Genomic DNA, 25,490 nt, shown 5'->3' with positions numbered 1-25,490 from the left:
GAGGCTATGCCGGGCGTTCCCCGACCTGAGGTGATGTGTCGAGATGAAGCGGATTCCTACGGTGGCCCTGACCACGGCTGTGGTCGGTCTGACGGCGGTGCTGTCGCTGGCTCCGTCGGCCGCCGCCGACCCGCTGTTCCCAGGTGGCCCCGACATCCCCGGATTCCATCTGCCGGGTGGTCCCAAGCCGCTGCCGCAGCTGGGTCGGGCTAACTTCTCCACGCCGTCGTTCAACCCGTCCAACGGCGAAACCGTCGGGGTGGCGCAGCCGATCATCGTGTCCTTCGACGCGCCCGTCGACGACCGGGCCACGGCCCTGCGCGCCCTGCGGGTGACCACGGTGCCTGCGGTGGCGGGGCGTTTTTACTGGACGGCGAACGATGAGGTGCGCTGGCGCCCGACCAAGGGTCTGTGGCCGGCGAAGACGAAGGTGACCGTGGAGGCGGGCAAGGCCAAGTCGAGCTTCTCCATCGGCGACGCATGGGTGGCCACCTCTGACGACAACACCCACACCATCACGGTGACGCTCAACGGCAAGGTGATCCGCACGATGCCGACGTCGATGGGCAGCAACGCGCATCCGACGCCCAACGGCACCTACACCGTGGGTGAGCGGTTCCGGGACATGTACATGGACAGCTCCACCTACGGGGTTCCGGTCGACTCGCCCGGCGGGTATCGCACGTACGTCGAGTACGCCACCCGCATCTCCAACGGCGGCATCTTCGTACATGCCGCCCCGTGGTCGGTGGCCCAGCAGGGCCGGTCCAACACCAGCCATGGTTGCCTGAACGTCAGTGTCGCCGACGGCAAATGGTTCTTCGAGAACGCGCCGAGGGGTGCCCCGGTGATCGTCGTCAACACCGTCGGCGGCCAGATCGGCCCGGCCGACGGGTTGACCGACTTCAGCGGTCGCTAGTTCTGTTGCGCGGTGGCCGCGTGATACCCGAGGTGTGCGCCGTAGGCGACCAGCCCGATCACGCCCAGCGTTCGGGTCTTCTTCACCAGTAGCGTCACGCCGAGGGCGGTCTCGATGGCGCCGTTGCGCTGGATCCAGGTGGCTGTGTCGTCGGGAAACGCTGGCGCAGTGATCGATTCGAATGCGTCGGGCACTACGAAATGTGCCGGCCCCAGCACGGCCAGAGTTGCTCCGAGTGCAGTCACTGCCTTGCTGCCGATGCTCATTCTCACTCCTTGGCCTGTGCGCGCGGCGTCGGTGCCGCGGTCGCGGTGCGTTCGACACTACCCAGGTCCGTACGTATTCGGCGCAGAGCTTGGATGCTGCGCCCAACGAAGGTGGTTGTCCAAGCGAGCACAACTGATGTGATGGCACGGCCATGAGGCACCGAGATCCAGACGAAGTCTCGATTCCGCCAGATGCTGGTTTTGCTCACCGGTCTATTGCGCCGTCACCACAGGCGCACGCGCTTGTCCGGCGGCAGATACATGGCGTCACCGGGTTGTACGTCGAACTCGGCGTAGAACTCCGGGATGTGGGGCACGATGCCGTTGACACGGAATTCGGCTGGCGAGTGAACGTCCATCGCCAAAACCATCTGTGTGGTTTCGGGATGGAGTTTCATCCGCCAGTTCTGCGCCCAGGAGTAGAACACGCGTTGGGCACCGGTCAGCCCGTCGATCACCGGTGCGCCGGTCTCCTCGGTGGCAATCGCGTACGCCTTCAATGCAATCGACAGCCCACCGAGGTCGGCGATGTTCTCGCCGACGGTCTGCGCTCCGTTCACCGTTCCCTCGTCGAGATCGCGTGGGGTGAAGGTGTCGAACTGCTCGATGAGGACTGCGGTCTTGGCTGCGAAGGCGGCGCGGTCGGCGTCGGTCCACCAGTTGCGTAGGTTGCCGTCGCCGTCGAACTTGGCGCCCTGATCGTCGAAGCCGTGGCCGATCTCGTGGCCGATCACCGCACCGATGGCGCCGTAGTTGAGGGCGTCGTCGGCGTCGGCATCGAACATGGGAAACTGGAGAAAGCCTGCTGGAAAAACGATTTCGTTCATTCCGGGCTCGTAGTAGGCGTTAGCTTCGTGCGCGGGCATGATCCAGATGTCACGATCGACGCTTTGCCCGACCTTGCTCAGTTGCCGATGCATCTCGAAGGCGCGGCAGCGTTGCACGTTGCCGAACAGATCGTTCGGGTCGAGCTGCAACCCGCTGTAGTCCATCCACTTCTGCGGGTATCCGACCTGCGGCCGGAATGCGGCGAGCTTCGACAATGCCTGTACCCGAGTCGATTCGGTGAGCCAGTCGGCGGCTGCAATGCTGCAGCGATACGCCGCCATCAGGTTGGCAACCAGCGTGTCGATGCGATCTTTGGAGTGTGGCGGGAAGTGTCGCTGCACGTACAGGCGGCCCAGGGCGTCACCGAGCAGCCTGGTCACCGCCGAGCAGGCTCGCCGCGGCAGCGGTGCACGTTGCTGCGTTCCGTACACCAAGCGATTCATCGTGAAATCGTGGTCGGCGATGTCATCGCCCAGCCAGCTCGCCGCGGAGTGGAAGGCATGCCAGATGGCCCAGGTCTGTAGATCGGCCAGTGCAGTCTGGGTGAAGACCTTGCCCAAGCCCGCCAGTGCGCTCGGCTCGTTGACGACCACCTCGTCGAACGCCCCGGCCGGGGCCTGCAGGCCGGCAATCCAGGCGCCGATGTCGAATCCACCTGCGATGGAACGCAGTTCGGCCCAGTTGAGCAGGTTGTAGGTCTGGTCCAGATCGCGGGTTCGGGCCGGCTCCCAGTGGTGGGCCGCGATCGCGGACTCCACAGCCAGGACGCGTGCGCCGGCGGTGTCGGCGTCAGGTAGCTCCAGCAGGGCGAGCGAGGCGCAGACGTGTGCGGCGAAAGCGTGCCGTAGGTCGGCGTGGGTATCGGTGCGGTAGTACGACTCGTCGGGCAGCGACAGACCCGACTGCAGCAGGTGCACCAGATAGCGACTGGAGTCGCGCTCGTCCTGGTTCAACCAGATCAGCGGCCCGGTTGGTGTGTTGAGCGTGCGAGTGAGATCGCCCAGCACTGAGCACAATTCGGTGCGATCGGTGGTGGCTTGAATCCGCTCGACCACCGTGCGTAACGGTTCGAGACCGAGCGCGTTCACCCGTTCGACATCGGTGTACGACGTGTAGAGGTCGGCGATGCGACGCCGATCACCCTGCGCTGCCGGATCACTGGCAGCATCGTCGAGGATGGCGGCGAGCTGCCCTTCTTTGCGTTTCTCGCTGACCACACCCGGGCTCGCCATGAACTCGTCGGCCGCGATGGTCGTCTCACGTAGCCAGGTGCCGTTGACGTGCCCGTAAAAGTCGTCCTGAGGTCTGATGTCGGGGTCGACCCAGTGCAGTTCCAGCCCGGAGTCTCGGTCGTTTGTAATGCTCACGACTTGTTCTTACACCATCTGCTCTCGCTTGGCTGAACTGCGGCGATCATGAATGTCATACCCCCCCGATAGCCTTCAGGCATGACATCGGCGACAGCTCTACCCGCCTCTGCGGTGGGTGAGTTGTGCGCTCAGATCACCGGTTGGGAACTGCCCGACACCGAGGTCGAGGCCGCCGATCTGGTCACCAGACTCGAGGCGTTGAAGTCAGCGTGCGCGGCCGCGCAGGCGCGGGTGACGATGCGATGGGATCAGCTGCGGACCGACACCGAGGCTCACGCGGGGGTCCCTGCGTCTCGTCGGGGCCGCGGGTTGGCGGCCGAGGTCGCGTTGGCGCGCCGGGTGTCGGCAGGCCAGGGCGCGCGGCACCTCGGCTTCGCTAGGGCGTTGACCTCCGAGATGCCGTTCACATTGGCGGCGTTGACATCCGGCGTCCTCTCGGAGTGGCGGGCGACCATCCTGGTGCGTGAGACCGGCTACCTGACCAAGGCGGATCGGATCGAGATCGATCGCCGGGTGTGCGGGGACGCCGACAGCCTGGACGGCGTCGGTGATGCCGAATTGGATGCGTGGGTCAAACGGCTTGCCTACGAGCTCGATCCGCATGCGGTGGTGGCGCGCAATGCCTCAGCCCCCAAGGATCGCTACGTGTCCACCCGCCCGGCGCCCGATGCGATGGTGCGGTTGAGCGCGTTGTTGCCGCTGGCGCAGGGGATCTCGGTGTTCGCCGCGCTGAAGGCACATGCCGATGCCACGGTGGGTGCTGACGAACGGACTCGCGCGCAGATCATGGCCGACACCCTGGTGCAGCGGTGCACCGGTCAGCAGACGGCAACGGCGACACCGATCGCGGTGAACGTCACCGTGCCCGCCGCGGTGTTGGCTCGCGACTCCGATGCGGCCGCGCAGGTCGACGGCTACGGTCCCATCCCGGCCGACACCGCGCGCAGCCTGATGGCATCAGCTCTCGATGCCCACGCCCGGGTGGAGATGCGGCGCGTGTTCGCCTCACCGGCCGGCGCAGTGGTGGCGATGGAATCGCGGGCCCGGCTGTTCCCGTCCGGTCTGCAGCGGGTGCTGGACGCGCGCGATCAGGGGCTGTGTCGGCTGCCGTACTGTGATGCCCCGATCGTCGAATACGATCATGCGCAACCACATTCACGTGGTGGCCCGACGTCGGCTCACAACGGCCTGGGCATGTGCGCAACCCACAACCGTGCCAAACAGAATCCAGGCTGGAACGTGACCACTCACGACCCGCCGGGTGGGCGGCACACCGCAGTGGTGAGCACCCCGACCGGGGCCACCCACATGTCCACGGCGCCGCCACTGCCGGGATTCGAGGATCACAAGACCAGCCGCGTCGAGCTGCGGCTGATGGAACTGCTGGCTGCGTGAGCTACCAGATCCGCACGCGCTGATCAGGTTCCAGGTACAAGGCGTCGGTGGGTCTGACGTCGAAAGCGGTGTAGAAGTCGTCGACGTTGCGGATCACACCGTTGCAGCGAAACTCCGGCGGTGAGTGCGGGTCGATCGACAGGCGTCGGATGGCTTCTGCCTCGCGGGTCTTGGTGCGCCACACCTGAGCCCAGCCGAAGAACACCCGCTGAAGCCCTGTCAGTCCGTCTAACACCGGCGGCTCGGTGCCCTCGGTGGCGATCTTGTAGGCCTGCAACGCGATCGACAGCCCACCGAGGTCACCGATGTTCTCCCCGATGGTGAATGCGCCGTTGACAGTGTGTTCGGCGTCCAGCCCGGCGGGGGTGAACCCGTTGTACTGCTCTATCAGCATCGCCGTCCGTTTGCCGAACTCGGTGCGATCGGACTCGGTCCACCAGTCGATGAGGTTGCCGTCGCCGTCATACTTTGCACCCTGATCGTCGAAGCCATGCCCGATCTCGTGTCCGATGACCGCTCCGATTCCGCCGTAGTTGGCGGCGTCGTCGGCGTCGGGATCGAAGAACGGGGGCTGCAAGATCGCTGCCGGGAACACGATCTCGTTCATGCCCGGGTTGTAGTAAGCGTTCACCGTCTGCGGCGTCATGAACCACTCGTCACGATCCACCGGCCCACCCAGCTTGGCCATCTCGCGGTCCTGCTCGAAAGCACTTGCCCGCGCAACGTTCCCAATCAGATCGTCGGCTTCGATCACCAAACCGGAGTAGTCGCGCCACGACGCTGGGTGGCCGACCTTCGGGGTGAACTTCGACAACTTCGTCAGGGCACGTTCCCTGGTCTCTGGGCTCATCCACTCCAGATCGGTGATGTTGCGGCGATACGCCTCGACCAGGTTGGCGATCAACTCATCCATCCGCGCCTTCGCCGCCGGCGGATAGTGCCGCTGCACATACAGTTTGCCCACGGCAAAGCCGACCGCCGCCTCCACCAGGCTGACGCCGCGCTTCCACCGCTCCCGGTTCTCGGGCGTTCCGCTCAATGTGCGCCCGTAGAAGTCGAAGTGCTTATCGACGAACGCTGACGACAGATACGGGGCCGCCGAGGCCAAAACCCGCCACTGCAACCAAGTCTTCCACTGTGCCAGTTCACGCTCGGCGATCAGCGACCCCAGCCCCGTGAGGAACGACGGCTGACCGACCACGGTTTCACCGAACGCCTCAGGCTGTGCACCCAAGCCGTCGATCCACGCGTCCACGTCGAAACCGCTTGCCTCGGTGCGCACCTGCGCAAGCGTCCGCAGGTTGTAGCGCTTGTCGGCGTCCCGGCGAGCGACCACATCCCAATGGTGTTCGGCCAACGCTGTTTCCAGTTCGACCACCGACTCCGCCCGAACTGCGGCATCGTCGAACCCGGCCAGGGCGAACATGGCCTGCACATGCGCGACGTAGGTTTCCAGCGTCTGCGCATGCTTGTCGTCGTGGTAGTACGACTCATCGGGCAGGCCCAGCCCGGACTGGGACAGGTGCACCAGGTAGCGATCGGACTGCTTGGCGTCGGTGTTGACGTAGAACCCCACCGCACCGCCGATCCCGTTGCGCTGCAACCGCCCGATCTCGCGGGCCAACCCTGCGGTGTCAGTGATCGCGTCGATGGCATCGAGATATGGCTGCACCGGTGTGATGCCGAGGGACTCGATGCGCGCTTCGTCCATGAACGAGCGGTACAGGTCACCGATCAACTGGACGTCGCTACCCGGCTCGGATTCCGTTGCCGTCGAACACTCTTCGATGATCACGCGGACGTCTTGCTCGGCACGGTCCCGCAGCGCCAGGAAGGATCCGTCGATGGGGCGGTCGGCGGGGATCTCATGCGCGGCGATCCAGGCACCGTTGACGTGTTCGTAGAGGTCGTCCTGAGGGCGAGTGGTGGAGTTCACCCACTGAAGATCGATGCCGGATGGACGGGGAGCGCGGGTGTCATCGATTGCGGTCACCCGTCCATCCTGCATCGCAGCGTCAGCTCGTGCCAGAAACCGGGAGCGACCTACACCGCGTCAGTCGGTGGCCGAACGGGGTCGGGATCGCCGACGGTCACGGTGCCGCTACCCCCGTCACTGCCGCCACCACCAAAGGACCCGCCAGGCAGGTCGACGCCGCCACCCGCGAATCCGCCACCGCCACCACCACCGCCGCCACCGGTGGCGGGAGGCGCCGGTGCGGGCGTGGGCGGGGGAGTCGGTGTTGGGGCCGGTGGCGGTGTCGGCTGGATGGGAATGTAGGGCCGGTCGGTGTCATATGTCGGGCCCCAATCGACGTCGGTGTACATCCGGACGCCCTCTCGGGACTCGTAGACGTAAATGACAGCCCCGTCCGCTCCGCCCGGCCTGGAGCCGACCTTGGTGAATATGTCCGCAGACGCGGTTCCGGTGGCGTTGGTAATGATTGCGCCGGCGATCAGGGCTGCAGTGCCCCAACTGATGATCTGCCTTTTCATCTCGCACTCCTTTGCCGTGGTGTTCGTGATGGAGCCTGGTCGTAGACCGGGCACGTCTGACGGTAGGAGCGGCTTATCGTTCGATAGTCTCACGAAAGTCTCAGAAATCGTCGTACCCAGAAACGAAGAAACCCCGATCGTCGCGGGGGACGAACGGGGTTGCTCCGTGTCGCCGGTTAGGGGCGTAGCCGGTGACCAGTGGTGACGCCGGAGACGCACAATCTCCGACGCCTCTGAGCGTAGGACCGAGACAATGGTCGCTAGTCTCACGAACGTCTCAGATCGGGTCTCACACGGCTGTGGTCTGCCCGAGAATCCTGGCCACCGCCGCGTGGCCATGACGTAGCCGCCGGAAATAGGTGGCCCGACTCAGGTGCAACTGCAGGTAGACCTGCACGTGGGTGCGCTGACCACCCAGGTAGTAGGCGGTCAGGATGCGACCGGATTCGGCGTCTACCGGATCGGGGCTTGCGGTCAGGGTTGCGATGGCCGAAGTCATCCGCTCCCGCAACTCGTCCACCGCCACAGCCCGCAGACCCGGCTTGCTCGCCGGCTCCCGCAGTCGGGCCAGGGCGAACGCCGTGGCCTGCACGTGGTCGTCATCAGCCCCGCCCAGCCGCCCGATCCACCCCGGCAACGCGGCGGCGGTGAACTGGTTGCTGAACACCACCGGCGGCTTGCCGCAGCGGAAGGTGTCGTCGCGGATGTCGCCGTGGGTGGCGAAGCGTAACGCCGACAGGATCTGCTGGTAGTCGTGCCCAGCGGTCGACACCACCAGCCGATCGGCGGTCAGCGCGTTCTCGATGATGTGCCGCAACAGCTGTGCGTGCGCCACCGGGTGCGGGCAGAACGCCGCGCCAAGGAACAGGGTGCGTCTGCTGCGGCCCAGCAGGGTGTCGCCGTACTGCTGCACCAGCGGCTCCACCCCGTCGATGGTGCGATCGCCCACCATCACCAACCGCAACAGGCCTACCGGGCCGGCAGCATCCTCGATCAGATGAAAACCGGTGACGTCGTCGGATACCCACTGCTCGGCCAGGCGATCACACTGCTTGCGGTCGAACCCGTTGTGTACGGCCCAACCCTGCATCAGCTCACCGATGGCACCGGAGTCCTCGGTACGAGCCGCGCGAATCGGTAGGAACGGACGGCCGGGCGGGAAGAACGTCTCACGAACCTGGTTGTCGCCATGCAGGAACAGTGCCTGCTCCACCTGCGGTGCCCGCTCGGCTGCGGTGGTGGCACTCACCATGCGATCGCGTCGGTAGGCGGCCGCCTTGCTGCGTACCGCTTGGTGGCCGCTGGGATCGCGCCAACGGTACGCTGTCTCTAGCACCCACCGAAACGGTTCGGCCACAACCAAACCCGCTGTGGATCGATTGACCAGGGTGAGATCGGCCAGCGCGTCGAACTGGTCGGGTCGGGTGCGCAACATCTTCTCGTCACCGGCGCCCATGGTGGCCAGCCCACGCAACAGGAACTGCCACTTCCAGCCCGGGAGTTCACGGCCCAGGCGCGAGAGTATCTCGCCGGCAACATGATCAGCCAGCGGACCGTCGGGGCGCAGTGGAATGTCCTGGGCCAGTGCGCGTGCCGCGGCCACCGCGATCAACGGCACCCCCGCGGCCATGCGTACCACTGCGGGCAGAGCGCGGTCGCCGACACCTAGCTCGGCCGCCAGCTCGGCGATCGTCTCGTCGCAGGTGGGTTCGAGTCGGATGGTGGACACATTCGACCACCCGGGCAGCGACACCACCGGTCGACGGGTCACCACGATGACGTTGGGGTGCGGGATCGCGGTGATGGCGGCCAGCGCCACCCCCAGGCGCCGACGGCCGTCGACGTTGTCGATGGCCACCCGGATGTCAGGTCGCGACAGTGCGCGCCGGATGTCGGCGCCGGCGTGTGCCCGATCCATGTCGATGACCTGTGAATTCGGCAGGGAAGCGATCAACGTACTCTTGCCGGTCCCCAACGCGCCGACGAGGTTCACCAACCCCGACTCTGTCCGCAGTGCCCGCGCCACGCCCCGCTCGACATCTGTGAGCTCCCCGACTGTCACTGGACGATAATGACAGTTGTCGATCGCTCGCAGGTAACGAACAGCAGGTGACCTGTGACCGGGGGCTCAGGCCAGGGCCAAGAACAATTTCTCCAACTCGTCCTGCGTGAGCGGTTCCGAACCGTCCTTGCTCTCGCCGGTCAGGCAGTCACGCATCCCCGAGGCGACGATCTTGAACCCGGCCCGGTCCAACGCCTTGGAGACTGCGGCCAGCTGCGTCACCACGTCTTTGCAGTTGCGGCCGTCCTCGATCATGCCGATCACCCCGGCCAGCTGCCCGTGCGCACGCCGCAGTCGATTGAGAACCTGGGCCGCTGTCTGCTCGTCACCTGTCATCTGATCGACGCTATCGCCGCGGCGAGGAGTTCGCCCGCCTTCTGCGCCACCGGTGCCAGACCGGGCTCGTCGGTCACCCGGACCATCAGGTCAGGGTTCATCGCCTCGATCAGGATCTTCTGGCCCGAGGGGTCGTCCCGATCGGCGCGCACCACCACGTTGCACGGCAGCAGCAGTCCGATCTGCGGCATGATCCCGATGGCCTGATGCGCAAGGGTGGGGTTGCATGCACCGAGGATCCGATACGGCTCCACATCGGCGTCGAGCTTTTTCTTCATCGTGGCCGTCACGTCGATCTCGGTGAGCACCCCGAACCCTTGATCAGCCAGTGCTGCAGTGGTCTTCTCGATCGCGGTGTCGAAGTCGACTCCGGTCAAGCTGGTGGACAACGCCAAGGTGGAGGACATCTGGTGTTCCGTTCTCTCGTTTGGATTTCGGACGGGATCAGCCGTGGGAGAAGGAGATGGTGGGCAGGACCTTACGCAGCCACGCCGGTGACCACCAGGCTGCGTGTCCGGTCAGTCGGAGCATCACCGGCAGCAACACCAACCGGACCAGAGTGGCGTCCAACAGCACGGCGACACCGAGGACGATGCCCATCTCCTTGGGGGGCAGTGGGTCGGACAAGGCAAAGGTGAAGAACACCGCCACCATCACCGCAGCCGCAGCGAAGATGACTCGACCCGAATGCGCCAGCCCGTCGATCTGCGCGGTCTTCGGGCAGTTCGACTTCTCGTAGTGTTCCTTGGCCGTGGCCAGCAAGAACACCGTGTAGTCCATCGCGATGGCGAAGATCATCGCGAAGAAGAACACCGGCCCCCAGCCGTCGAGGAAGCCCTGCGGGGTGAAACCGAGCAGCCCGGCGCCGTGGCCGTCCTGGAAGATCAGCTTGGCCACTCCGAACGCGGCTCCCGTGGACAGCAGACTGACCACCGTGCCGATCAGTGCGATCAGCGGGGCCTGCAGGGCGATGAGCAGGAGCAGGAAGCCCAGGGCCAAGATGATGCCCACGACGATCGGCAGGTAGTCGTTCAATGCGGTTTGTAGATCCAGGTTCTCGGCTGCTGCGCCGCCCACCTTCGCATCGGCGGGTAGACGATCCCGCAGGTCGTCGAGAATCCCGCCCATGGCCGAGCTCGAGGGATCGACGGTCGGAATTGCTTGCAGCAGTGCGTATCCGGAGCCATCGGTGGCGTTCTGTGGCGGGGTGACCATCGCTATCCCGGTCCCACGGGCGGCGGTGACCGTGGCCTCGGCCTGAGCTGCAGGCACCACGATCTGTAGGGCACCGGGCGCGCCGGGACCGAACTGATCGGCCACCAGCTCGTAGCCCTGGCGTACGGAGGCATCGGCGGGCACCACCTCGATCGAGGGCATGGCCACCTTGAGTCCGAACACCGGGATGGCCAACACCACCAGGAGGCCCAGCGCACTCACCGCGAACGGCCACGGGTGGTTGTGCAGCAGCTGTCCCCAGCGCGCGAAGGCAGGCGAATGGTGTTGCTGCTTTTTGGCGTACGGCAGCGCCGCCGCGTTGACCCTGCTGCCGAGTGTGCCCAGCACAGCCGGCAACAGCGTCATGGTGGCCAGCAGCACGAACGTGACGGCCAGCATGATGCCCACGGCCATGGTGCGCACTGCTGGTGCGGGAACCAGCAGCACGGCCGACAAGCTGACCACAACGGTCAAACCAGACAGCACGATGGCTTTGCCTGCGGTGTCCATCGTCTCGATCACCGCCGCACGCGGAGACAGACCCGACTTCAGGCCCGCCCGGAATCGGGCCACGATGAACAGGGCGTAGTCGATGCCGAGGGCGAGGGCGAACATCATGGCAAAGTTCATGGCCCACACCGAGATCGGCGTCACGGCATTGAGCGCCACCAGTCCACCGGCCGAGGCGACCAGGCCCGCGACGGTCAGCAACAGCGGCAGACCCGCGGCCACCAACGATCCGAAGGCGAGCACCATGATGGCCAGGGTCACGGGCCACGAGAACAGTTCGGCCTTGATCATGGCGTCATGGTTGGCCGTGTTGAAATCTGACCACAGAGCCGACGCGCCGGTCGTGTAGACCTTGATCCCGTTGCCGGACAGTGCTTTCAGGTCCGATTTGTGTTCGTCTACGGCGGCCACCATGTCGTCGGTCGAGGCGTTGGCGCCGGCGATGACGATGGCGGTGCGACCGTCGCGGCTGATGGTCATGCCCGGCTGCGGGGCCACGATGGCACCGAACCGATCGTCGCCGGCGAGCTCACGGGTGATCGCGGCGACGCGATCGGTGATGGTGGCCGCGGAGATGGCGGCGTCATCCGAGTGCAGCACCACCTGCACGGCAGCTGATGAGTTGCCCCCGAAGTGCTGCTGCGCCAGCTCGCGGACCGCCACCGATTCCGACCCGTTTGCCTGCCAGCCGGCGCCGGCCAGGGACGAGAACACCGACGGGGCCAGTGCGCCGAGGCCGATGACGAGCAGCGCCCAGATGCCGAACACGAGTCGACGGTGATCGGTGACTCGGCCGCCGAGGCGGCCCAACACGCCCGTGGCGGCGGGTGCGGGGACGGGGGTGGTTGAGGTGGCGTCGCGCAGGGCCATCGATTTCAACTCCTTGGTTCACATACCCATGGGGGTATGTGAACAGCATGGACCTCGCCCGGTGATGTCGTCAAGCCCGCAGGCCGTGGGCGTGTTATCGCTTCGTTGCCCGACCGTGAGTCAATCGCGAGCCCCGGATTGGCCATCTGTGATGCCGACAGGGTGGAGTATCACCTTGTGAACATTCGGGGGAATCGACACGTGCTTGCCTGGTGCGCGGCGCTGCTGATCGCGACGACCGGGGTGGCGTCGTGTGGCGTGGTGAGCAGTGACCCGCCATCGGAGGCGCGACGGGTGCTGGACTCGTTTGCGGCCGCCATCACCAAACAGGACGCTGCTGCCGCCGCGTCGCTGACCTCTGCCCAGGGGGCGGCCGTCACGCAGATCGGCGACACCTTCGATTCCATCAGGGCTGCGGCCGTGTCGGTGAAGGCCGGCCATCTCGTCGAATACTCAGATGACACCGCGACATTCGACCTCTCGACCACCTACGATCTCGGTCGGGGCCGCACCTTCATCTCCGACACCTCCGGACGCGCACGCAAGCTGAGCAGTGGATGGCGAATCCAGTGGGAGCCGGCGTTGCTGGCCGCGGGATTGACCGTGGGTGGTCGGCTGGCCGCGGTACGCACCGACGCCACCCCCGCGCCAGCCCTCCTCGACCGGTTCGGTCGGCCCTGGATGACGTTGCAGCCGGTCAACGACATCATCATCGACCCCGCCCGCACCCCGGATCGTCGCCGGTCGGTCGGCGACCTGGCGCGGATCATCGCGCCCATCGCACCGTTTGTCACCGAGCGGGTCATCGACGCGAGACTCGCCGCAGGTGGGTCCAAGCCGTTGACCGTGGTGTCCCTGCGTGATGCCGACATGCGAACGCTCGCAGGTGATCCGAACACCGTGCCCGGGGTGAGCACGCGTCGTGGCGGCGCGCTGCTGGTGACTGATCGTCGCATCAGTTCGCCGCTGACCCTCGGGGCCACCGGCTACTGGCAGGCCTTGCGGGACGCCACCGCGGGCTGGCAGGTGCAGATGATCGACGCCGACGGCACCGTCCGGCCGTTGGCCGGCGAACAGGGTCCCCCCGCGCCCAACGTGCCGTCCACCCTCGACCCGGGAGTGCAACTGCGCGTCAACGATTCGGTGGTCGACGTGGCCCAACCTGCCACCCTCGCGGTGTTCGACGCCACCAGCGGCGCCCTGCTCGCCGCCGCCGACAACGATGCCGCCACCGCGGTTGGGATGTCGCTGACCACCCCTGACACGCCCGGCTCCACCCTGGGGCCCGTGCTGGCCGCAGTCAACGGTGCGGCCGGTGGAAGTGCCTCGGCTGCAGCCACATTGCTGCACCAGCTGGGCGTGGGTGTGGACTTCGCGGTGCCCGGGGTGATGCCGCCACAGTCGCGGCCCGGCACGGCGACGGTGCAGACGATGGCGTTCGATCCGGCCGCCCAGAAGGTGACCGCGCTGTCCATGGGGGCCCTCGGGGTGGCCATGGCCAGGGGGTCGTCGGTGGCGCCGTTCTTCCTCCCCGGGTTGCCCACCAAGGTCAGCGGTGGCGCACTGGGCCCGGTCGATCGCAGGATCTGGGATGCGGTGAACGCAGCGATGACCGCGACGGCCCGCACCGGCGACGCCAGCGATCTGGTGGGTGCACCGGGACTACGGGCCCTGGTCGGTACCAACGGCCCGATGGGGCCGGGCTGGTTTGTCGGCATCGTCGGATCGCAGGTGGTGGTGATCCACTGCGCCGGTGAGCGATCCGGCTCGGCCGCCCTGCAGGTGATGCAGCGGTTCCTGCGCTCGGTCGGGTGAGACCGCGGGTGGTCAGGACTTGGTGAGCAACGCCCGCACGGTACGCCAGCCGAGGAAGAACACGCCGAGGAACACCGAGGCGACGATGATGAAACTGACCGCCGTGCCCTGACCGGAGCCCACCCGCAGCGACATCCCGACCGCCACCGTCGACACCCAGATGATCACGCCGGCCGGAACCACCCGTGCCGGGCGGAAGTGGTGCTTGTCCACGCCGCCGGCCCGAACGGTGCCCAGGACGTAGGTGATGGCCCAGCCGACGGCGGCTCCCACCGCGAACGGCCAGAAGGTGGAGGCGATCCCGCTGACGCTGAGACCGTCGTGGTGGTTGGACCGTCCGATGGTGACGAAGACGGCGACGGTCACCGCATCGAAGACGGCACTCACGCCGATGGAGCGGCGGGTCGCGGTGGTGGTGGTGCTCATGGGGCCACGGTAGCCGGTCCAGCATCGGGGCCCGGATCGTCGCGATCACGCAGGGCACGAGCGTCGAGTTCACGCTCCACGTCCTCTTCGGTGTCGTGCAGGGCCCGGCGGTAGTAGACGCCGATGACCACCCAGCCGACGACGGCCACCAGCAGGTAACTGATGAGGCGGTAGACCAACACGCCGGTGACCGCCTGACCTGCGCTCATCCCAGCCGAGGTCAGTGCAGGCACCAGCACCGCGTCCACCACACCCAGGCCGCCGGGCAGCAGCGGGAACGCGGTACCCACTGCCTTGCCCGCCGCGTAGGCGACGGCCAAACCGGCGATGCTCGGTTCACCGCCGACCGCGTAACAGGCGAAGGCCAGGCAGGCGACATCGGCGACCCAGTTGAACATCGACCAGCCGAACGCCAGGGAGGTGTCGCGGCCACTGAGCTGTACCGCCCGCAGCTGCTGCAGGATCTCCTGCCAGCGCGCCACCCCGTGATCGTCGGGCTTGTTGCGGAATCGGTTGACCAGGTGCAGGAATCGCACTCCCGGTCCGCTGATCGCGTCGGGGTGTCCAGCCAGATACTGCGCCAGACCCAGGAAGACCACGAACCCGCCGATGGAGAAGATGATCGAGAACGGGCTGGTGCTGGCGCCCGCCAGCAGCGCACCCCCGAGCCCCAAAACGGCCAGGCCGACCCCCATCAACAGCCCCGACATGACCACCTGCCATGACGCGACCACCGCGGTGGCACCCCAGCGGCGGGTCTGTCGATAGGTGAACGCCGGGGCCAACACGTTGCCGCCCGGCAGGGTCTGGCTGATGGAGTTGGAAGCCAGGATGACCGCCAACGACTGCCACTGTCTGACCTTCACCCCCGCCGAGGCCAGCAGGGTGCGCTGCACCTGCGCGAAGCTGTCCATCGAGAAACCCGCCGCCACGATCGCGGCCACCACCCACGCGTAGTTGAGCCCGCCCATGCTGCGCCAGGCTTCTTCGAGTTTGGGCCACACGAGCACGGCTTCGACGGTCAACACCACGACCACGACGGCAACCACCGCCCACCGAACCCACCAGAACCGTCGCCGTGCGGGCGAGGGCACGGCGTCCTCGGGGACGCGCGGCTCGGCGGTGTCTGAGCCGTCGTGGTCAGACGTCATGGGTCATCAGCGTAGCCAGTGCAGGTCACCAGGGAAGAACCAACGCCCACAACGGCGCCGCCGGGGCTAGGGTGACGGCGTGAAACACCAGACCGCGTCCACCACGGACGATCGGCTCAAGGTCCACCCCCTGGTGCGCGCCACCTCCGAGTGGTCCTGGCGCCTCATCGTCATCGCAGTGGCCGTCTACGTGCTGGCGCGGGTGGCCCTGCACTTCGAGGAAGTGGTGGTGCCGGTCGCCCTGGCGGTGCTGGGCACGGCGCTGTTGGTTCCCGCGGTCGACTGGCTGGACCGCCGCGGCGTGCATCGCGGACTGGCCGTGGCGGTGACGATGGTGGTGGCGGTCAGCGCACTCGGCGGCATCCTGGCCTTCGTCGTCGACCAGTTCATCGCCGGCCTGCCCGACCTGTCGGACAAGGTGACCAAGACCATCGACTCGGTGAAGGACTGGTTGGTCGACGGTCCGCTGCATCTCAAACAGGCCCAGATCGACAAGGTCGGCAACGACATCACCGAGATGATCCAGCGCAACCAGGACAAGATCACCTCCGGCGCCATCGCGACGGCGACCACCGTCACCCAGATCGTCACCGGGGCACTGCTGACCCTGTTCCTGATGATCTTCTTCCTCTTTGGTGGCGGACAGATCTGGACGTTCCTGACCCGTGCGGTGCCGCGCGCGTCGCGGGCAAAGGTGTGGGAGGCAGGGCGCGCCGGGTTCGGCACGCTGGTCGGTTACGTGCGAGCCACCGTGGCGGTGGCCCTGGTCGACGCATTGGGCATCGGGATCGGCCTGGCCATCCTGCAGGTGCCCCTGGCCCTGCCGTTGGCGTCGCTGGTGTTCATCGGTGCGTTCGTGCCCATCGTCGGCGCCCTGGTGACCGGCGCGCTGGCGGTGTTGGTGGCGCTGGTGACCAAGGGCCTGGTGGCCGCGGCCATCTCGCTGATCATCGTGGTGGCCGTCATGCAGGTGGAAAGCCATGTGCTGCAACCGTTCCTGCTGGGTCGCTCGGTTCGGTTGCATCCGGTGGCCGTGGTGCTGGGCATCGCGGCGGGCATCGTGACGGCCGGCATCATCGGCGGTCTGCTCGCGGTCCCGCTGATCGCATTCCTCAACACCGCCATCCGGTCGCTGCATCACCAAAGCGCCGAGGACGACCTCGACGAAGATCGGGAGGCAGCACGGATCGGGATGTTCACCGCGAAACCCGATGCGCCACTGTGGGATGACCCCGAGGCACCGGGCCGCGATGGGCCGATCGACGCCGACGCGGCGGCTCGGGCCGACGCCGAGGACGGCACCCTGCCCGCCGCGGATCGACCCGACTGACCGCCCATGCGCAGTCTGATCGACGACCGTGGCGCGGGCCGCAGCCAGACCGACGCACCGCTGTGGCGCGCCGCCCAACTGTTCCGACTGCTGAGCTTTCTCTACGCGCTGGGCTACCAGTTGGTGGTCAACGACGACCTGCGGTCACCGACCGGGGGTGCGGTGGTGTTCGCGGCCCTGTCGGTCTGGACCGGGGTGGCCACCGTGGCCTATCTCGGTGGGGCCGGTCGCACCACGGCTTTCGTGGTGACCGAGGTGGTGATCACCTGTGCGCTGGTGCTCTCGACGTTGGCGGTCACCGACCCGCAGTGGCGGGCGGACAACCAATCGGTGCCGACCACGCTGTGGGCGGGCAACGCCGTCATCTCGGCGGCCATCGCTTTCGGCTGGGTGGGTGGGCTGGTCTCGGCCGCTGCGGTCGGCGCGTCGAGCATCGCGGTGAAGGGGACGGTCAACATCGACCTCGCCCGCAGCGCCGGGGTGATCATCCTGCTGGCGGCGGGTCTGGTGTTGGGGATCGCCGCGCAGGTCAACCGCAGCGCGCAGGCGCGGTTGGCCGAGGCCACCCGAGTGGCCGCAGCCACCGCCGAACGGGAACGACTCTCTCGTCAGGTGCACGACGGGGTGCTGCAGGTGCTGGCGCTGATGGCCCGTCGCGGCCGTGAGATCGGCGGTCCCACAGCGGAGTTGGCGCAATTGGCTGCACACCAGGAACGCGCGTTGCGGGCGCTGATGAGTGACACCGTGCTGACACCGGTCACCGTCAGCGACGGCCCGGTGGATCTGATGGCGGCGGTGCGCCGGCGGGAGTCCGACGCGGTGGTGATCAGTGGGCCCGGCGACCCGGTGACGTTGCCACCGGAGGTGGCCGCCGAGCTGGCAGCGGCGGTGGACAACGCGATCGACAATGTGGCCCGTCATGCGGGACCCGACGCGCGTGCCTACGTCCTGGTCGAAGATCTCGGTGAGGCGGTGGTGGTGAGCATCCGTGACGACGGGGTGGGCATCGCGCCGGGCCGGGTGGCCCAGGCGGCTCGCGCCGGACGGTTGGGTATTCGGCAGTCGATCGTGGGAAGGATTGAAGCATTGGGTGGCACAGCATCATTGGAGAGCTCACCGGGGGCGGGGACCGAGTGGGAACTGCGGGTGCCGCGATGATCCGGGTGATGGTGGTCGACGACCATCCGATGTGGCGGGACGGGGTGGCGCGCGACCTGACCGACGAGGGTTTCGAGGTGGTGGCCACCGCTGAGAGCGTGCGGGCGGTGACCGCACGGGTGGGCGCGGTGAGCCCCGACGTGGTCTTGATGGACATGCAGCTGCCCGACGGCACCGGTGTGGACGCCACCGCCGCCGTGGCCCAGGCGTCGCCGAGCAGCCGGGTGTTGGTGTTGTCGGCGTCGGCTGAACGCGACGACGTGCTGGCGGCGGTGAAGGCCGGCGCGAGCGGGTATCTGGTGAAGAGCGCCTCGCGGGAGGAGTTGGTGGCCGCCGTGCGCGCAACCGCCGACGGGCAGGCAGTGTTCACCCCCGGGTTGGCCGGGTTGGTGCTGGGCGAGTTCCGGCGGATCGCCACCGACGGCGGCGGCGATGATCCGGAGTTACCTGCGCTGACCACCCGGGAGACCGAGGTGCTGCGGCTGGTGGCCAAGGGCCTCAGCGCCCGGCAGATCGGCACCCGGCTGACCTTGAGTCACCGCACGGTGGAAAACCACGTGCAGTCCACGCTGCGCAAACTGCAACTGGCCAACCGGGTGGAGCTGACGCGCTACGCGATCGAACACGGCCTCGACGAGTGAGCGCCCCGGAGAAGTGAGTCGGGGCAGCGCCGCGCACGGTGAAACCCGTGGTGGGAGTGAGTAGAGCTACGCATCCGCTGGTGGGCGCCGGCCGCGAGGATTGCGCCCATGACCACTCCACAGCAATCCACCCCGTCGACGGTGTTGACCCGGGTGAGCACCGAATTCGACGCGCTGGCGCGACAACTGGCCACCACGGCCGCTGGACTCGCCGACCTGCGAGGGGTGTTGGACCAGGCCGCAGCCTCGGTCGCGGCCCCTGCACCCCAGCCCGCCCCGATTCCCCAGCCTGCCCCGATTCCCCGGCCCGCCCCGATTCCCCAACCAGCCCCGCCGTCGTACGTCGCGGCCCCGCTGCCGTACGTGCCCATCCCGCCGCCCTACGTGCCCGTCCCGCCGCCGTACCGCCCGGCACCCCCGCCGTACCGCCCGGCACCCCCGCCGTACCGCCCGGCACCAGCACCGAACTCCGCACCGCCGGCGTACCTGGTCGCGCCCCGGCCCGGGCTGCTCAAGCGCGCCGCCGCAGCCGCCGACGGCAGGCTGGTCGGATCCATCCTGGCCGTTGCCGGGGTCGCGGTGACACTGGTCGGGGTGGTGTTGCTGCTGGTGCTGGCCGCCCAGGCCGGCATCTTGCGTCCCGAGGTCAGGGTGGGCGCCGGCGGTGTCCTGGCGCTCGTACTGGTGGGTGTGGGTGTCCGGATGCGTCGCCGCGTCGAGAACCACCTCGGCGCCATCGCGGTCACCGCCACCGGATTCGGTGCCGCCTACCTCGATGTGGTGGCCGTGTCGGCCATCTACCGCTGGCTTCCCGGACCGGTGAGTCTGCTGCTGGCCGCCGCGGTCGCCGGTGCCGGGATGGCCATCGCCCGTCGGTGGGACTCGCAGAACCTGGCCCTGTTGGTGTTGGTGCCACTCATCGCGTTGGCGCCGGTGGTCGCCGGCGGCATCAGCCTGCTGCTCGTCGGGTTCATGTTGGCGTTGGGTGCGGCCACCGTCGGGGTCACGATCGGCACCACCTGGCGCGGTGTCCACATCGCCCGCATGGTGGCCACCAGCGGGTGGTTGTTCGTGGCGTTGATCCTGTCCTGCGACGGCTTCGTCGAGCAGGTCGGCCGTACCGACCGGATCGCCCTGGCAACGGCCACCCTGGTCGCCGCGGTCATCGCGCTGGGGTCGATGACGGTGATGCTGCGGCGGCTGCCCGGTGACGTCACCGTCGTGGTGGCCTCGACGCTGGGTTGTGCGCCGGTGCTCTTCAGCGGATTGGCTGTGGGTTCGGGGCTCGCGGGGACGCTGAACCTGGGCTTGGCGGCAGCGGTGCTGGTGCTGGTGCTCACCGCGTCGGCCTGGCCTGGTCTGGACCGCACCGTCGCGCGCGGCCTGGGCGTGTTGTCGGCGACGGCCGCCCTGATCGGTCTGGTGTCGTTGCTCGACGGGTCGATCGCCGTGTCGGCGGTGTTGGCCCTGGCGGCGAGCATCCTGGTCGTCGGCGGCCGCGACACCGCGGCGCGTGCCATCGGGACAACTCTCGGCGGCCTCGGGGTGCTGGGCTTCGCGGCGCTGGTACCGGTGGATGGTCTTCTCGCTGCCAGCACCGTCGACCGTGCCGCCACACCGGCGATCATCTTCGCCGGCCTGCTGCTGATCGGGCTGGTGGTGGTACTGGCGCGCACCCGCTTCGATGACACCGTCGCCACCGCGCAACTGGTGTCGGCGGTCGGCGGATTGGTCGGCCTCTACGCCGCCACCGTGGTGTGCGTGTTCACCGGTGTCTTGGTCGGCGGACCGGAGATGGGCTTCGTGGCCGGCCACATGGTGGCAACCATCTGTTGGGCCGTCGCCGGTGGGGTGGCGCTGTTCCGGGCCACCCGGGTGCCCGCAGGCAACGCGCGGATGGCGCCGATCGGGATCGGTCTGGGCCTGGCCGCTGCTGCGGTCGCCAAGCTGGTGCTCTTCGACCTGGCCACCCTCGACGGAGCGTTCCGAGTGGGTGCGTTCATCGTGGTCGGGCTGCTGCTGCTGGGCCTTGGGGCCCGCTACGCCCGCGCCCTCGCGTGATCAGCTCAGCGGTCGGAGTTGTTGCGGCGCAACAGTTCCTGAACACTGATCTGGCCACCGTCGCCTCGCTCGTGCCGACGCCCGTTGGAGTCGTCCGGTTCGACACGCGCAGGTGTGACCGGGCGATCCTCCGACACCGGCATGGCGGTGGGTCCGCGACGCGCGCCGTTGGCGGGCACCGGTTCGGGCGGCGGCGAGCCACCGGCAGCTCGCTCGGCCCGGGCGGCGGCGCGGCCGTTGGTGATGGCCCCGCCCAGCCGGATCCCGCTGTCGCCCAGGCTCCATCCGCCGGTGTCGGGACCGGCTGCCGCAGTGGTGCGCGGCCGGGTCTGACGCATGCTCGGCATCCCGGCCGCAGCCGACGCACCGACGTGCACCGGCTCACGCGGGGTCTCGCGCGCAGGCTCGACCCGACGCACGGCCGGACGCACACCCGCAGCCGCGGGGCGAGGCGGAGGTACCGGTCGCAGATCGTCGGAGCTGCGGTCGATCGGCCGTCCCTCGGGCATCGGAGAGCGACGGGGCGGCTGCTGTCGCTGGGGGTCGGGTCGCTGGGGATTCGGGGGACGCGGGGGACCGACCCGCGCCGGGGCCACCCGTTGCGGACCGGTGAGCGGTCGGCCGGCGATACGGTCGGCGGCCATCCCGCCCGGCACGGCCAACGCGCTGGTCGGGGCCAGCGCAGCCACGGTGCCGGCCTCCCGGTTGGTGCCGGCGACCGTGGCACGTCCGGGCTCGTCGTCGAGCACCGTCTCACCCAGGCCGATCCTGCGCTGCACGGCCTGCATCCACTTCGGCGCCCACCAGCAGTCGTCACCGAGCAGCTTCATGATGGCCGGCACCAACAGCATCCGGATCACGGTCGCGTCGAGGATGAGTGCGGCGATCATGCCGTAGGCGATGTACTTCATCATCACGATCTCCGACAGACCGAACGCGCCGGTGACCACCACCAGGATGGCGGCCGCGGCGGTGATGATGCGACCGGTGTGCGCGGTGCCGCTGCGAATCGCCTCGGTGGTGGTGGCGCCCTTCTGCCGTGCCTCCACCATGCGTGACAGCAGGAACACCTCGTAGTCGGTGGACAGGCCGTAGACGATCGCGATGATCAACACCAGCACTGCCGACATCAACGGGCCCGGGGTGAAGTTGCCCAGCGAGGCGCCGTGGCCGTCGATGAAGATCCAGGTGAGCACACCCAGGGTGGAGCCCAGCCCCAGCGCCGACATCAGCGCAGCCTTGATGGGCAGCACCACCGAACCGAACGCCAGGAACATCAGCAGGCTGGTCACCAGGATCAGCAGCACCGCCATCAGCGGCAGCCGATCGAGCAGCGCATCAATCGAATCCTGGGTCAGCGCAGGGGTTCCGGCCACATAGGTGGTCAGTCCCTTGGTGTCGATGCCGCGCAGCGCCTTCACCGCGTCGCCGGCGATGTCCTTGTTGACCAGGCCCGCCGACATCTGGATGACACCGATGGTGGAGTTGCCGATGGTGTTCGACAACGCGCCGTCGTCACTGGAGAGGCTGAACGGCTTGGTGAAGCCAGGGATCTTGTTGGCCTCGTCGGCGATCTGCGACAGCTTCACCGAGTCGTCACTGTTGTTGGTGTCGTATCGGATGATCAGCTTCACCTCTTCGGTGCGCTGAGTGGGGAAGAGTCGGTCGAAGTTCTCCTGGGCGGCCCGATAGCTGTTGCCCGGCGGCAGGTACTTCTCGGTGATGCCGCCGAACTTGATGTTGCTGAACGGGATGATGAGCAGCAGCAGCAGCAGCACCGTGGGGATCGCCGTCTTCGCCGGGTGGCGCATCACGAAGCTGGCGAGCTTGCCCCAGAAACCCTCTTCGACTTCTTTGCGGGTCTTGGTGCGCTTGAGGAACTTGAAGCCCCACATGTCGATCCGGGTGCCCAGGATCGCCAAGATCGCAGGCAGCACCGTGATCGAGAGCAGCGCGGCCAGACCCACCGAGGCCACCGCGCCGTAGGCCACCGACTTGAGGAAGCCCTGCGGGAACAGCAGCAGGCAGGCCAGGGCCGCGATGATGATGGTCGCCGAGAAGACCACCGTCTGACCGGCGGTCATCACGCTGCGTTTCACTGCCAGCGTGGGTGGGTATCCCTCGGCGAGTTCCTCTCGGAACCGGCTGACGATGAACAACCCGTAGTCGATGGCGATGCCGAGGCCGATCAACGAGATGACCGGCTGGGCGAACACGTTGATCTCGGTGACCTGGGCCAGGGCGTTGACGATGCCCGTGGAACCGGCGATGGTCAGCCCACCGATCAGCACCGGCAGGATGGCCGCCACCACGCCGCCGAAGATGAAGAACAGCATGACCGCCACCAGCGGCAGCGCGATCAGCTCGGCCCGCTTGACGTCTTCGGCCATGCCGTTGCTCATCGCGTTGGCGATGGGCTGCAGGCCGGCCAGCTGGAACTTCGTCCCGGGCAGGTCGTAGCGGCCGGCGATGTCGTCGAAGAACGGTTCGGTCTTCTTGAAGTTGTTGAGGACGGTGGTGTCGTCGTTGCCCTTGATGCCGATGCTGATGAACGCGCTGCGTTTGTCTGCCGAGAACGTCTGCTCGCGGATTTTCTGCTGGGCCACTTCGGTGGTGGCGTTGGTGACCGGGGTGAACGGGTCGATGAGGCCGGGATCGTTGCGGTTGACCACGTCGGGGTGCTTGGCGGTGAGGTCGTTGACGAACTTCTCCACCTTCGCGCCGAACGCCGGGTCGTCGACGGTGGTGCCCGCAGGCGGGGTGATCAGCAGGATCACGTCGGAGCGGTGGTCACGTCCGAAGGTGGCGTCGGCCAGCTTCGACCCCTGCACCGAGGGCGATGAGTCGTCGAAGAACCCGCTCTGGCTCAGGTTCTTGCCCAGGCCGAGGCCGTAGATGCCGAGTCCGGCCATCAGGGCGATCATCACCGCGATGACGGCGAAGCGCATTCGGAAGACGAATGTGCCTATGGCTCCGAACACCGGTCACATCCCTTCTGCGAGCCCAGGTCGGCTCGTCGATCGTGGAGCGTGCGCCACCAGTGTTCCAGGTCTGAACGTGCAGGTGGGCACGTGCGGCGTGTCGGCGGTGACGGTGGTCACACTCACCCGTTCGTCGGGTTGCGGTTGCTGAGCAGCGCCGAGAGCGGGCGGAACGGGATGAGCCAGGCACCGTCGTCGGGCAGCGAGTCGAGACTGATCCGTGGCAACGGCTCTCGGAACACCCCGGCGATGTCCTCGAGGTCGAGGAAGTCGATCGCCTCGGAGGTGACCGCCCAGCTGGCGTGTTCACGGAAACCGAGCACCGTGACCGGGGTCCCCTCGGCGGCGATCTGCTCGATCGGCTCACGGAACGCCTGGCCGTCGGCCGAGGCCACCACCAGCCCGGCCAGCCCGACGGTGTGCCTGCGCAGCTCGATGTGATCGAGCATGTCGGAGTCGACGTCGGAGTCGTCGCTGATCTTCGGCTTGGCGAACACCGCGAACCCCACGTTGCGCAACGCATCCACCCACGGTCGCACCACCTCGGCGCTGCCGGCGGCGATGTTGGTGAACACGGTGGCCTCGGGTTCCACCGTCACCGCGGTACCCGCGGCGGCCGACTCGGCAGCAGTGATCTCGGCGGTGTGACCCAACAGCCACCGACCCAGCGCGTCGAACCGGGGCCGATGGGCGGTGGTCGGTCGGCCACCGAGGATGCCGCCCAGTCCCATGTCGAGGTTGGGGGCATCCCAGATCAGCAGGACCCGACGCGCACCGCCGCCCGGTGGGCTGGTGCGGATGTCGGGGGCGATCACGGGTTCGGTCATCGTGGCACCCGCTGTAGTACGAACTCGGTCACCGACCGGCCCTCCTTCTCCGCGCGTCCCTCGAACTTCGTCACCGGTCGGTCCAGTGAGAAAGGTGCCGCCCCGGTCAGCGGCACCAACTGGTCCTGTTCGGCGAGCTTCTCGGCGATCCACTCGGCGTACTCGGCATGGTCGGTGGCGACGTGCAACACGCCCCCATCGATGAGAACGTCCGCGATCAACGCCAGAGTTCCCGTCTGCAACAGACGGCGCTTGTGATGCCTGGCCTTGGGCCACGGATCTGGGAAGAATACCCGCACCCCGGTGCACGATGCCGGTTCGAGCATCTCGCGCAACACCACCACCGCGTCGCCGCGCACGATCCGGATGTTGGTGATGTCCTCGCGTGCGATGAAACCCACCAGCTGAGCGATGCCCGGCCGGTAGACCTCGACGGCGATCACGTCGAACTCCGGCTCGCGGGTGGCCATCGCCGCAGTGGAGGTGCCGGTGCCGCTGCCGATCTCCAGAATCAGTGGTGCGGTGCGACCGAACCAGGCGCTCGTGTCGATGCGGGCAGCGCCGGTGTCGCCTCTGGTCGGTTCGGTGGTGGGCGGTGCGGTGGTGGGCGGTTCGGTGGTGGGCGTCGTGGCATCACGCCCGACGATCGGCCACAATGACTCCCAGTTGCGCTGCTGAGCCGGTGTCAGCGAGCCGCGTCGCGAACGGAAGCTGGTCACCCTCGGGTACAGCCGGGCCCGCTCGGACGGAGTGCTCGGCGTGGGCAGCAGGGAGTCGTTCACCCTGCCATGGTGGCGCATCTGTCGCGTATGACCCAATGCGAGCGACTATTCGGA

The 25,490-nt window shown here is 67.5% G+C and carries 20 protein-coding genes; 7 read left to right on the top strand and 13 right to left on the bottom strand.

Features of this window, described 5'->3' with window-relative positions:
- Positions 1–43 precede the first annotated feature (43 nt).
- Positions 44–919 carry a L,D-transpeptidase gene (locus KIK15_RS12095; protein WP_214244804.1) on the top strand — a complete coding sequence of 292 codons (876 nt, stop codon included), beginning with the start codon at positions 44–46 and terminating at the stop codon, positions 917–919.
- Here the strand turns inward: KIK15_RS12095 and KIK15_RS12090 are convergent.
- Both KIK15_RS12090 and KIK15_RS12085 read right to left on the bottom strand, forming a co-directional pair.
- Entirely contained in the window at positions 916–1,185 is a 270-nt protein-coding gene (locus tag KIK15_RS12090) for a hypothetical protein (RefSeq protein ID WP_214244802.1), read from the bottom strand. The genes KIK15_RS12095 and KIK15_RS12090 overlap by 4 nt on opposite strands.
- A gap of 224 nt (positions 1,186–1,409) precedes the next feature.
- Positions 1,410–3,380: a M13-type metalloendopeptidase gene (locus tag KIK15_RS12085; RefSeq protein WP_307851865.1), complete on the bottom strand. Its 1,971-nt coding sequence runs from the start codon at positions 3,378–3,380 to the stop codon at positions 1,410–1,412.
- An 81-nt stretch (positions 3,381–3,461) separates the two neighbouring features.
- Here KIK15_RS12085 and KIK15_RS12080 point away from each other — a divergent pair, with 81 nt between their 5' ends.
- On the top strand, positions 3,462–4,778 hold the full coding sequence (locus KIK15_RS12080) for a DUF222 domain-containing protein (RefSeq protein ID WP_214244800.1): 1,317 nt from the start codon (positions 3,462–3,464) through the stop codon (positions 4,776–4,778).
- Between the two features lies 1 nt (position 4,779).
- Here KIK15_RS12080 and KIK15_RS12075 read toward each other — a convergent pair whose 3' ends face one another.
- The 6 genes from KIK15_RS12075 to KIK15_RS12050 form a co-directional block, all read right to left on the bottom strand.
- Entirely contained in the window at positions 4,780–6,786 is a 2,007-nt protein-coding gene (locus KIK15_RS12075; protein ID WP_214244798.1) for a M13 family metallopeptidase, read from the bottom strand.
- Between the two features lie 35 nt (positions 6,787–6,821).
- A complete protein-coding gene (locus tag KIK15_RS12070) occupies positions 6,822–7,271 on the bottom strand; it encodes a hypothetical protein (RefSeq protein WP_214244797.1) in 450 nt (149 codons plus the stop codon).
- Between the two features lie 289 nt (positions 7,272–7,560).
- A complete protein-coding gene (locus tag KIK15_RS12065; protein ID WP_214244795.1) occupies positions 7,561–9,333 on the bottom strand; it encodes a hypothetical protein in 1,773 nt (590 codons plus the stop codon).
- Between the two features lie 66 nt (positions 9,334–9,399).
- Positions 9,400–9,669: a metal-sensitive transcriptional regulator gene (locus KIK15_RS12060; RefSeq protein ID WP_214244793.1), complete on the bottom strand. Its 270-nt coding sequence runs from the start codon at positions 9,667–9,669 to the stop codon at positions 9,400–9,402.
- Positions 9,666–10,076 carry a DUF302 domain-containing protein gene (locus tag KIK15_RS12055; RefSeq protein ID WP_214244791.1) on the bottom strand — a complete coding sequence of 137 codons (411 nt, stop codon included), beginning with the start codon at positions 10,074–10,076 and terminating at the stop codon, positions 9,666–9,668. The genes KIK15_RS12060 and KIK15_RS12055 overlap by 4 nt, the downstream gene beginning before the upstream one ends.
- Positions 10,077–10,113: 37 nt before the next feature.
- Positions 10,114–12,264 (bottom strand): MMPL family transporter, encoded by a 2,151-nt coding sequence (locus KIK15_RS12050; RefSeq protein ID WP_214244789.1) that lies wholly within the window; start codon positions 12,262–12,264, stop codon positions 10,114–10,116.
- 201 nt (positions 12,265–12,465) lie between these two features.
- Here KIK15_RS12050 and KIK15_RS12045 point away from each other — a divergent pair, with 201 nt between their 5' ends.
- A complete protein-coding gene (locus KIK15_RS12045; protein WP_307851864.1) occupies positions 12,466–14,079 on the top strand; it encodes an NTF2-like N-terminal transpeptidase domain-containing protein in 1,614 nt (537 codons plus the stop codon).
- A 12-nt stretch (positions 14,080–14,091) separates the two neighbouring features.
- Here KIK15_RS12045 and KIK15_RS12040 read toward each other — a convergent pair whose 3' ends face one another.
- Together KIK15_RS12040 and KIK15_RS12035 are read right to left on the bottom strand one after the other, a co-directional pair.
- Positions 14,092–14,505, bottom strand: coding sequence for a DUF3054 domain-containing protein (locus KIK15_RS12040; RefSeq protein ID WP_214244785.1), 414 nt, complete (start codon positions 14,503–14,505; stop codon positions 14,092–14,094).
- Positions 14,502–15,656, bottom strand: coding sequence for a YbhN family protein (locus KIK15_RS12035; RefSeq protein WP_214244783.1), 1,155 nt, complete (start codon positions 15,654–15,656; stop codon positions 14,502–14,504). Before KIK15_RS12035 ends, KIK15_RS12040 begins: the two co-directional genes overlap by 4 nt.
- Before the next feature lie 79 nt (positions 15,657–15,735).
- On the opposite strand from KIK15_RS12035, the gene KIK15_RS12030 reads away from it, so the two are divergent.
- The 4 genes from KIK15_RS12030 to KIK15_RS12015 all read left to right on the top strand — a co-directional run bounded on the left by KIK15_RS12030 (position 15,736) and on the right by KIK15_RS12015 (position 20,846).
- Positions 15,736–16,986 carry an AI-2E family transporter gene (locus KIK15_RS12030; protein WP_214244781.1) on the top strand — a complete coding sequence of 417 codons (1,251 nt, stop codon included), beginning with the start codon at positions 15,736–15,738 and terminating at the stop codon, positions 16,984–16,986.
- Between the two features lie 6 nt (positions 16,987–16,992).
- Entirely contained in the window at positions 16,993–18,144 is a 1,152-nt protein-coding gene (gene macS / locus KIK15_RS12025; RefSeq protein ID WP_214244779.1) for a MacS family sensor histidine kinase, read from the top strand.
- Positions 18,141–18,785, top strand: coding sequence for a response regulator transcription factor (locus KIK15_RS12020; RefSeq protein WP_214245282.1), 645 nt, complete (start codon positions 18,141–18,143; stop codon positions 18,783–18,785). The genes macS and KIK15_RS12020 overlap by 4 nt, the downstream gene beginning before the upstream one ends.
- Before the next feature lie 108 nt (positions 18,786–18,893).
- Positions 18,894–20,846: a DUF2339 domain-containing protein gene (locus KIK15_RS12015; RefSeq protein ID WP_214244777.1), complete on the top strand. Its 1,953-nt coding sequence runs from the start codon at positions 18,894–18,896 to the stop codon at positions 20,844–20,846.
- A 5-nt stretch (positions 20,847–20,851) separates the two neighbouring features.
- Here the strand turns inward: KIK15_RS12015 and KIK15_RS12010 are convergent, their stop codons facing one another.
- From KIK15_RS12010 to trmB, 3 genes are all read right to left on the bottom strand, one after another.
- Positions 20,852–23,827, bottom strand: coding sequence for an MMPL family transporter (locus KIK15_RS12010; RefSeq protein ID WP_214244775.1), 2,976 nt, complete (start codon positions 23,825–23,827; stop codon positions 20,852–20,854).
- A 122-nt stretch (positions 23,828–23,949) separates the two neighbouring features.
- Positions 23,950–24,654, bottom strand: a complete 705-nt coding sequence (locus KIK15_RS12005; RefSeq protein WP_214244773.1) for an NYN domain-containing protein — start codon at positions 24,652–24,654, stop codon at positions 23,950–23,952.
- Complete coding sequence (trmB, locus tag KIK15_RS12000) at positions 24,651–25,454, bottom strand: tRNA (guanosine(46)-N7)-methyltransferase TrmB (protein ID WP_214244771.1); 804 nt, start codon at positions 25,452–25,454, stop codon at positions 24,651–24,653. Before trmB ends, KIK15_RS12005 begins: the two co-directional genes overlap by 4 nt.
- Positions 25,455–25,490: the final 36 nt, after the last annotated feature.

Origin of the sequence: Williamsia sp. CHRR-6 (assembly GCF_018474015.1) — a bacterium.
Taxonomy (GTDB): domain Bacteria; phylum Actinomycetota; class Actinomycetes; order Mycobacteriales; family Mycobacteriaceae; genus Williamsia_A.
This window is presented reverse-complemented; position numbering and strand designations above follow the sequence as displayed.

Excerpts from the sequence above, each read along its gene's own strand:
- KIK15_RS12095 (WP_214244804.1), top strand. The coding sequence starts at position 44 with ATGAAGCGGATTCCTACGGTGGCCCTGACCACGGCTGTGGTCGGTCTG.
- KIK15_RS12090 (WP_214244802.1), bottom strand. The coding sequence starts at position 1,185 with ATGAGCATCGGCAGCAAGGCAGTGACTGCACTCGGAGCAACTCTGGCC.
- KIK15_RS12080 (WP_214244800.1), top strand. The coding sequence starts at position 3,462 with ATGACATCGGCGACAGCTCTACCCGCCTCTGCGGTGGGTGAGTTGTGC.
- KIK15_RS12075 (WP_214244798.1), bottom strand. The coding sequence starts at position 6,786 with ATGCAGGATGGACGGGTGACCGCAATCGATGACACCCGCGCTCCCCGT.
- KIK15_RS12070 (WP_214244797.1), bottom strand. The coding sequence starts at position 7,271 with ATGAAAAGGCAGATCATCAGTTGGGGCACTGCAGCCCTGATCGCCGGC.
- KIK15_RS12060 (WP_214244793.1), bottom strand. The coding sequence starts at position 9,669 with ATGACAGGTGACGAGCAGACAGCGGCCCAGGTTCTCAATCGACTGCGG.
- KIK15_RS12055 (WP_214244791.1), bottom strand. The coding sequence starts at position 10,076 with ATGTCCTCCACCTTGGCGTTGTCCACCAGCTTGACCGGAGTCGACTTC.
- KIK15_RS12050 (WP_214244789.1), bottom strand. The coding sequence starts at position 12,264 with ATGGCCCTGCGCGACGCCACCTCAACCACCCCCGTCCCCGCACCCGCC.
- KIK15_RS12040 (WP_214244785.1), bottom strand. The coding sequence starts at position 14,505 with ATGAGCACCACCACCACCGCGACCCGCCGCTCCATCGGCGTGAGTGCC.
- KIK15_RS12035 (WP_214244783.1), bottom strand. The coding sequence starts at position 15,656 with ATGACGTCTGACCACGACGGCTCAGACACCGCCGAGCCGCGCGTCCCC.
- macS (WP_214244779.1), top strand. The coding sequence starts at position 16,993 with ATGCGCAGTCTGATCGACGACCGTGGCGCGGGCCGCAGCCAGACCGAC.
- KIK15_RS12020 (WP_214245282.1), top strand. The coding sequence starts at position 18,141 with ATGATCCGGGTGATGGTGGTCGACGACCATCCGATGTGGCGGGACGGG.
- KIK15_RS12015 (WP_214244777.1), top strand. The coding sequence starts at position 18,894 with ATGACCACTCCACAGCAATCCACCCCGTCGACGGTGTTGACCCGGGTG.
- KIK15_RS12005 (WP_214244773.1), bottom strand. The coding sequence starts at position 24,654 with ATGACCGAACCCGTGATCGCCCCCGACATCCGCACCAGCCCACCGGGC.
- trmB (WP_214244771.1), bottom strand. The coding sequence starts at position 25,454 with ATGCGCCACCATGGCAGGGTGAACGACTCCCTGCTGCCCACGCCGAGC.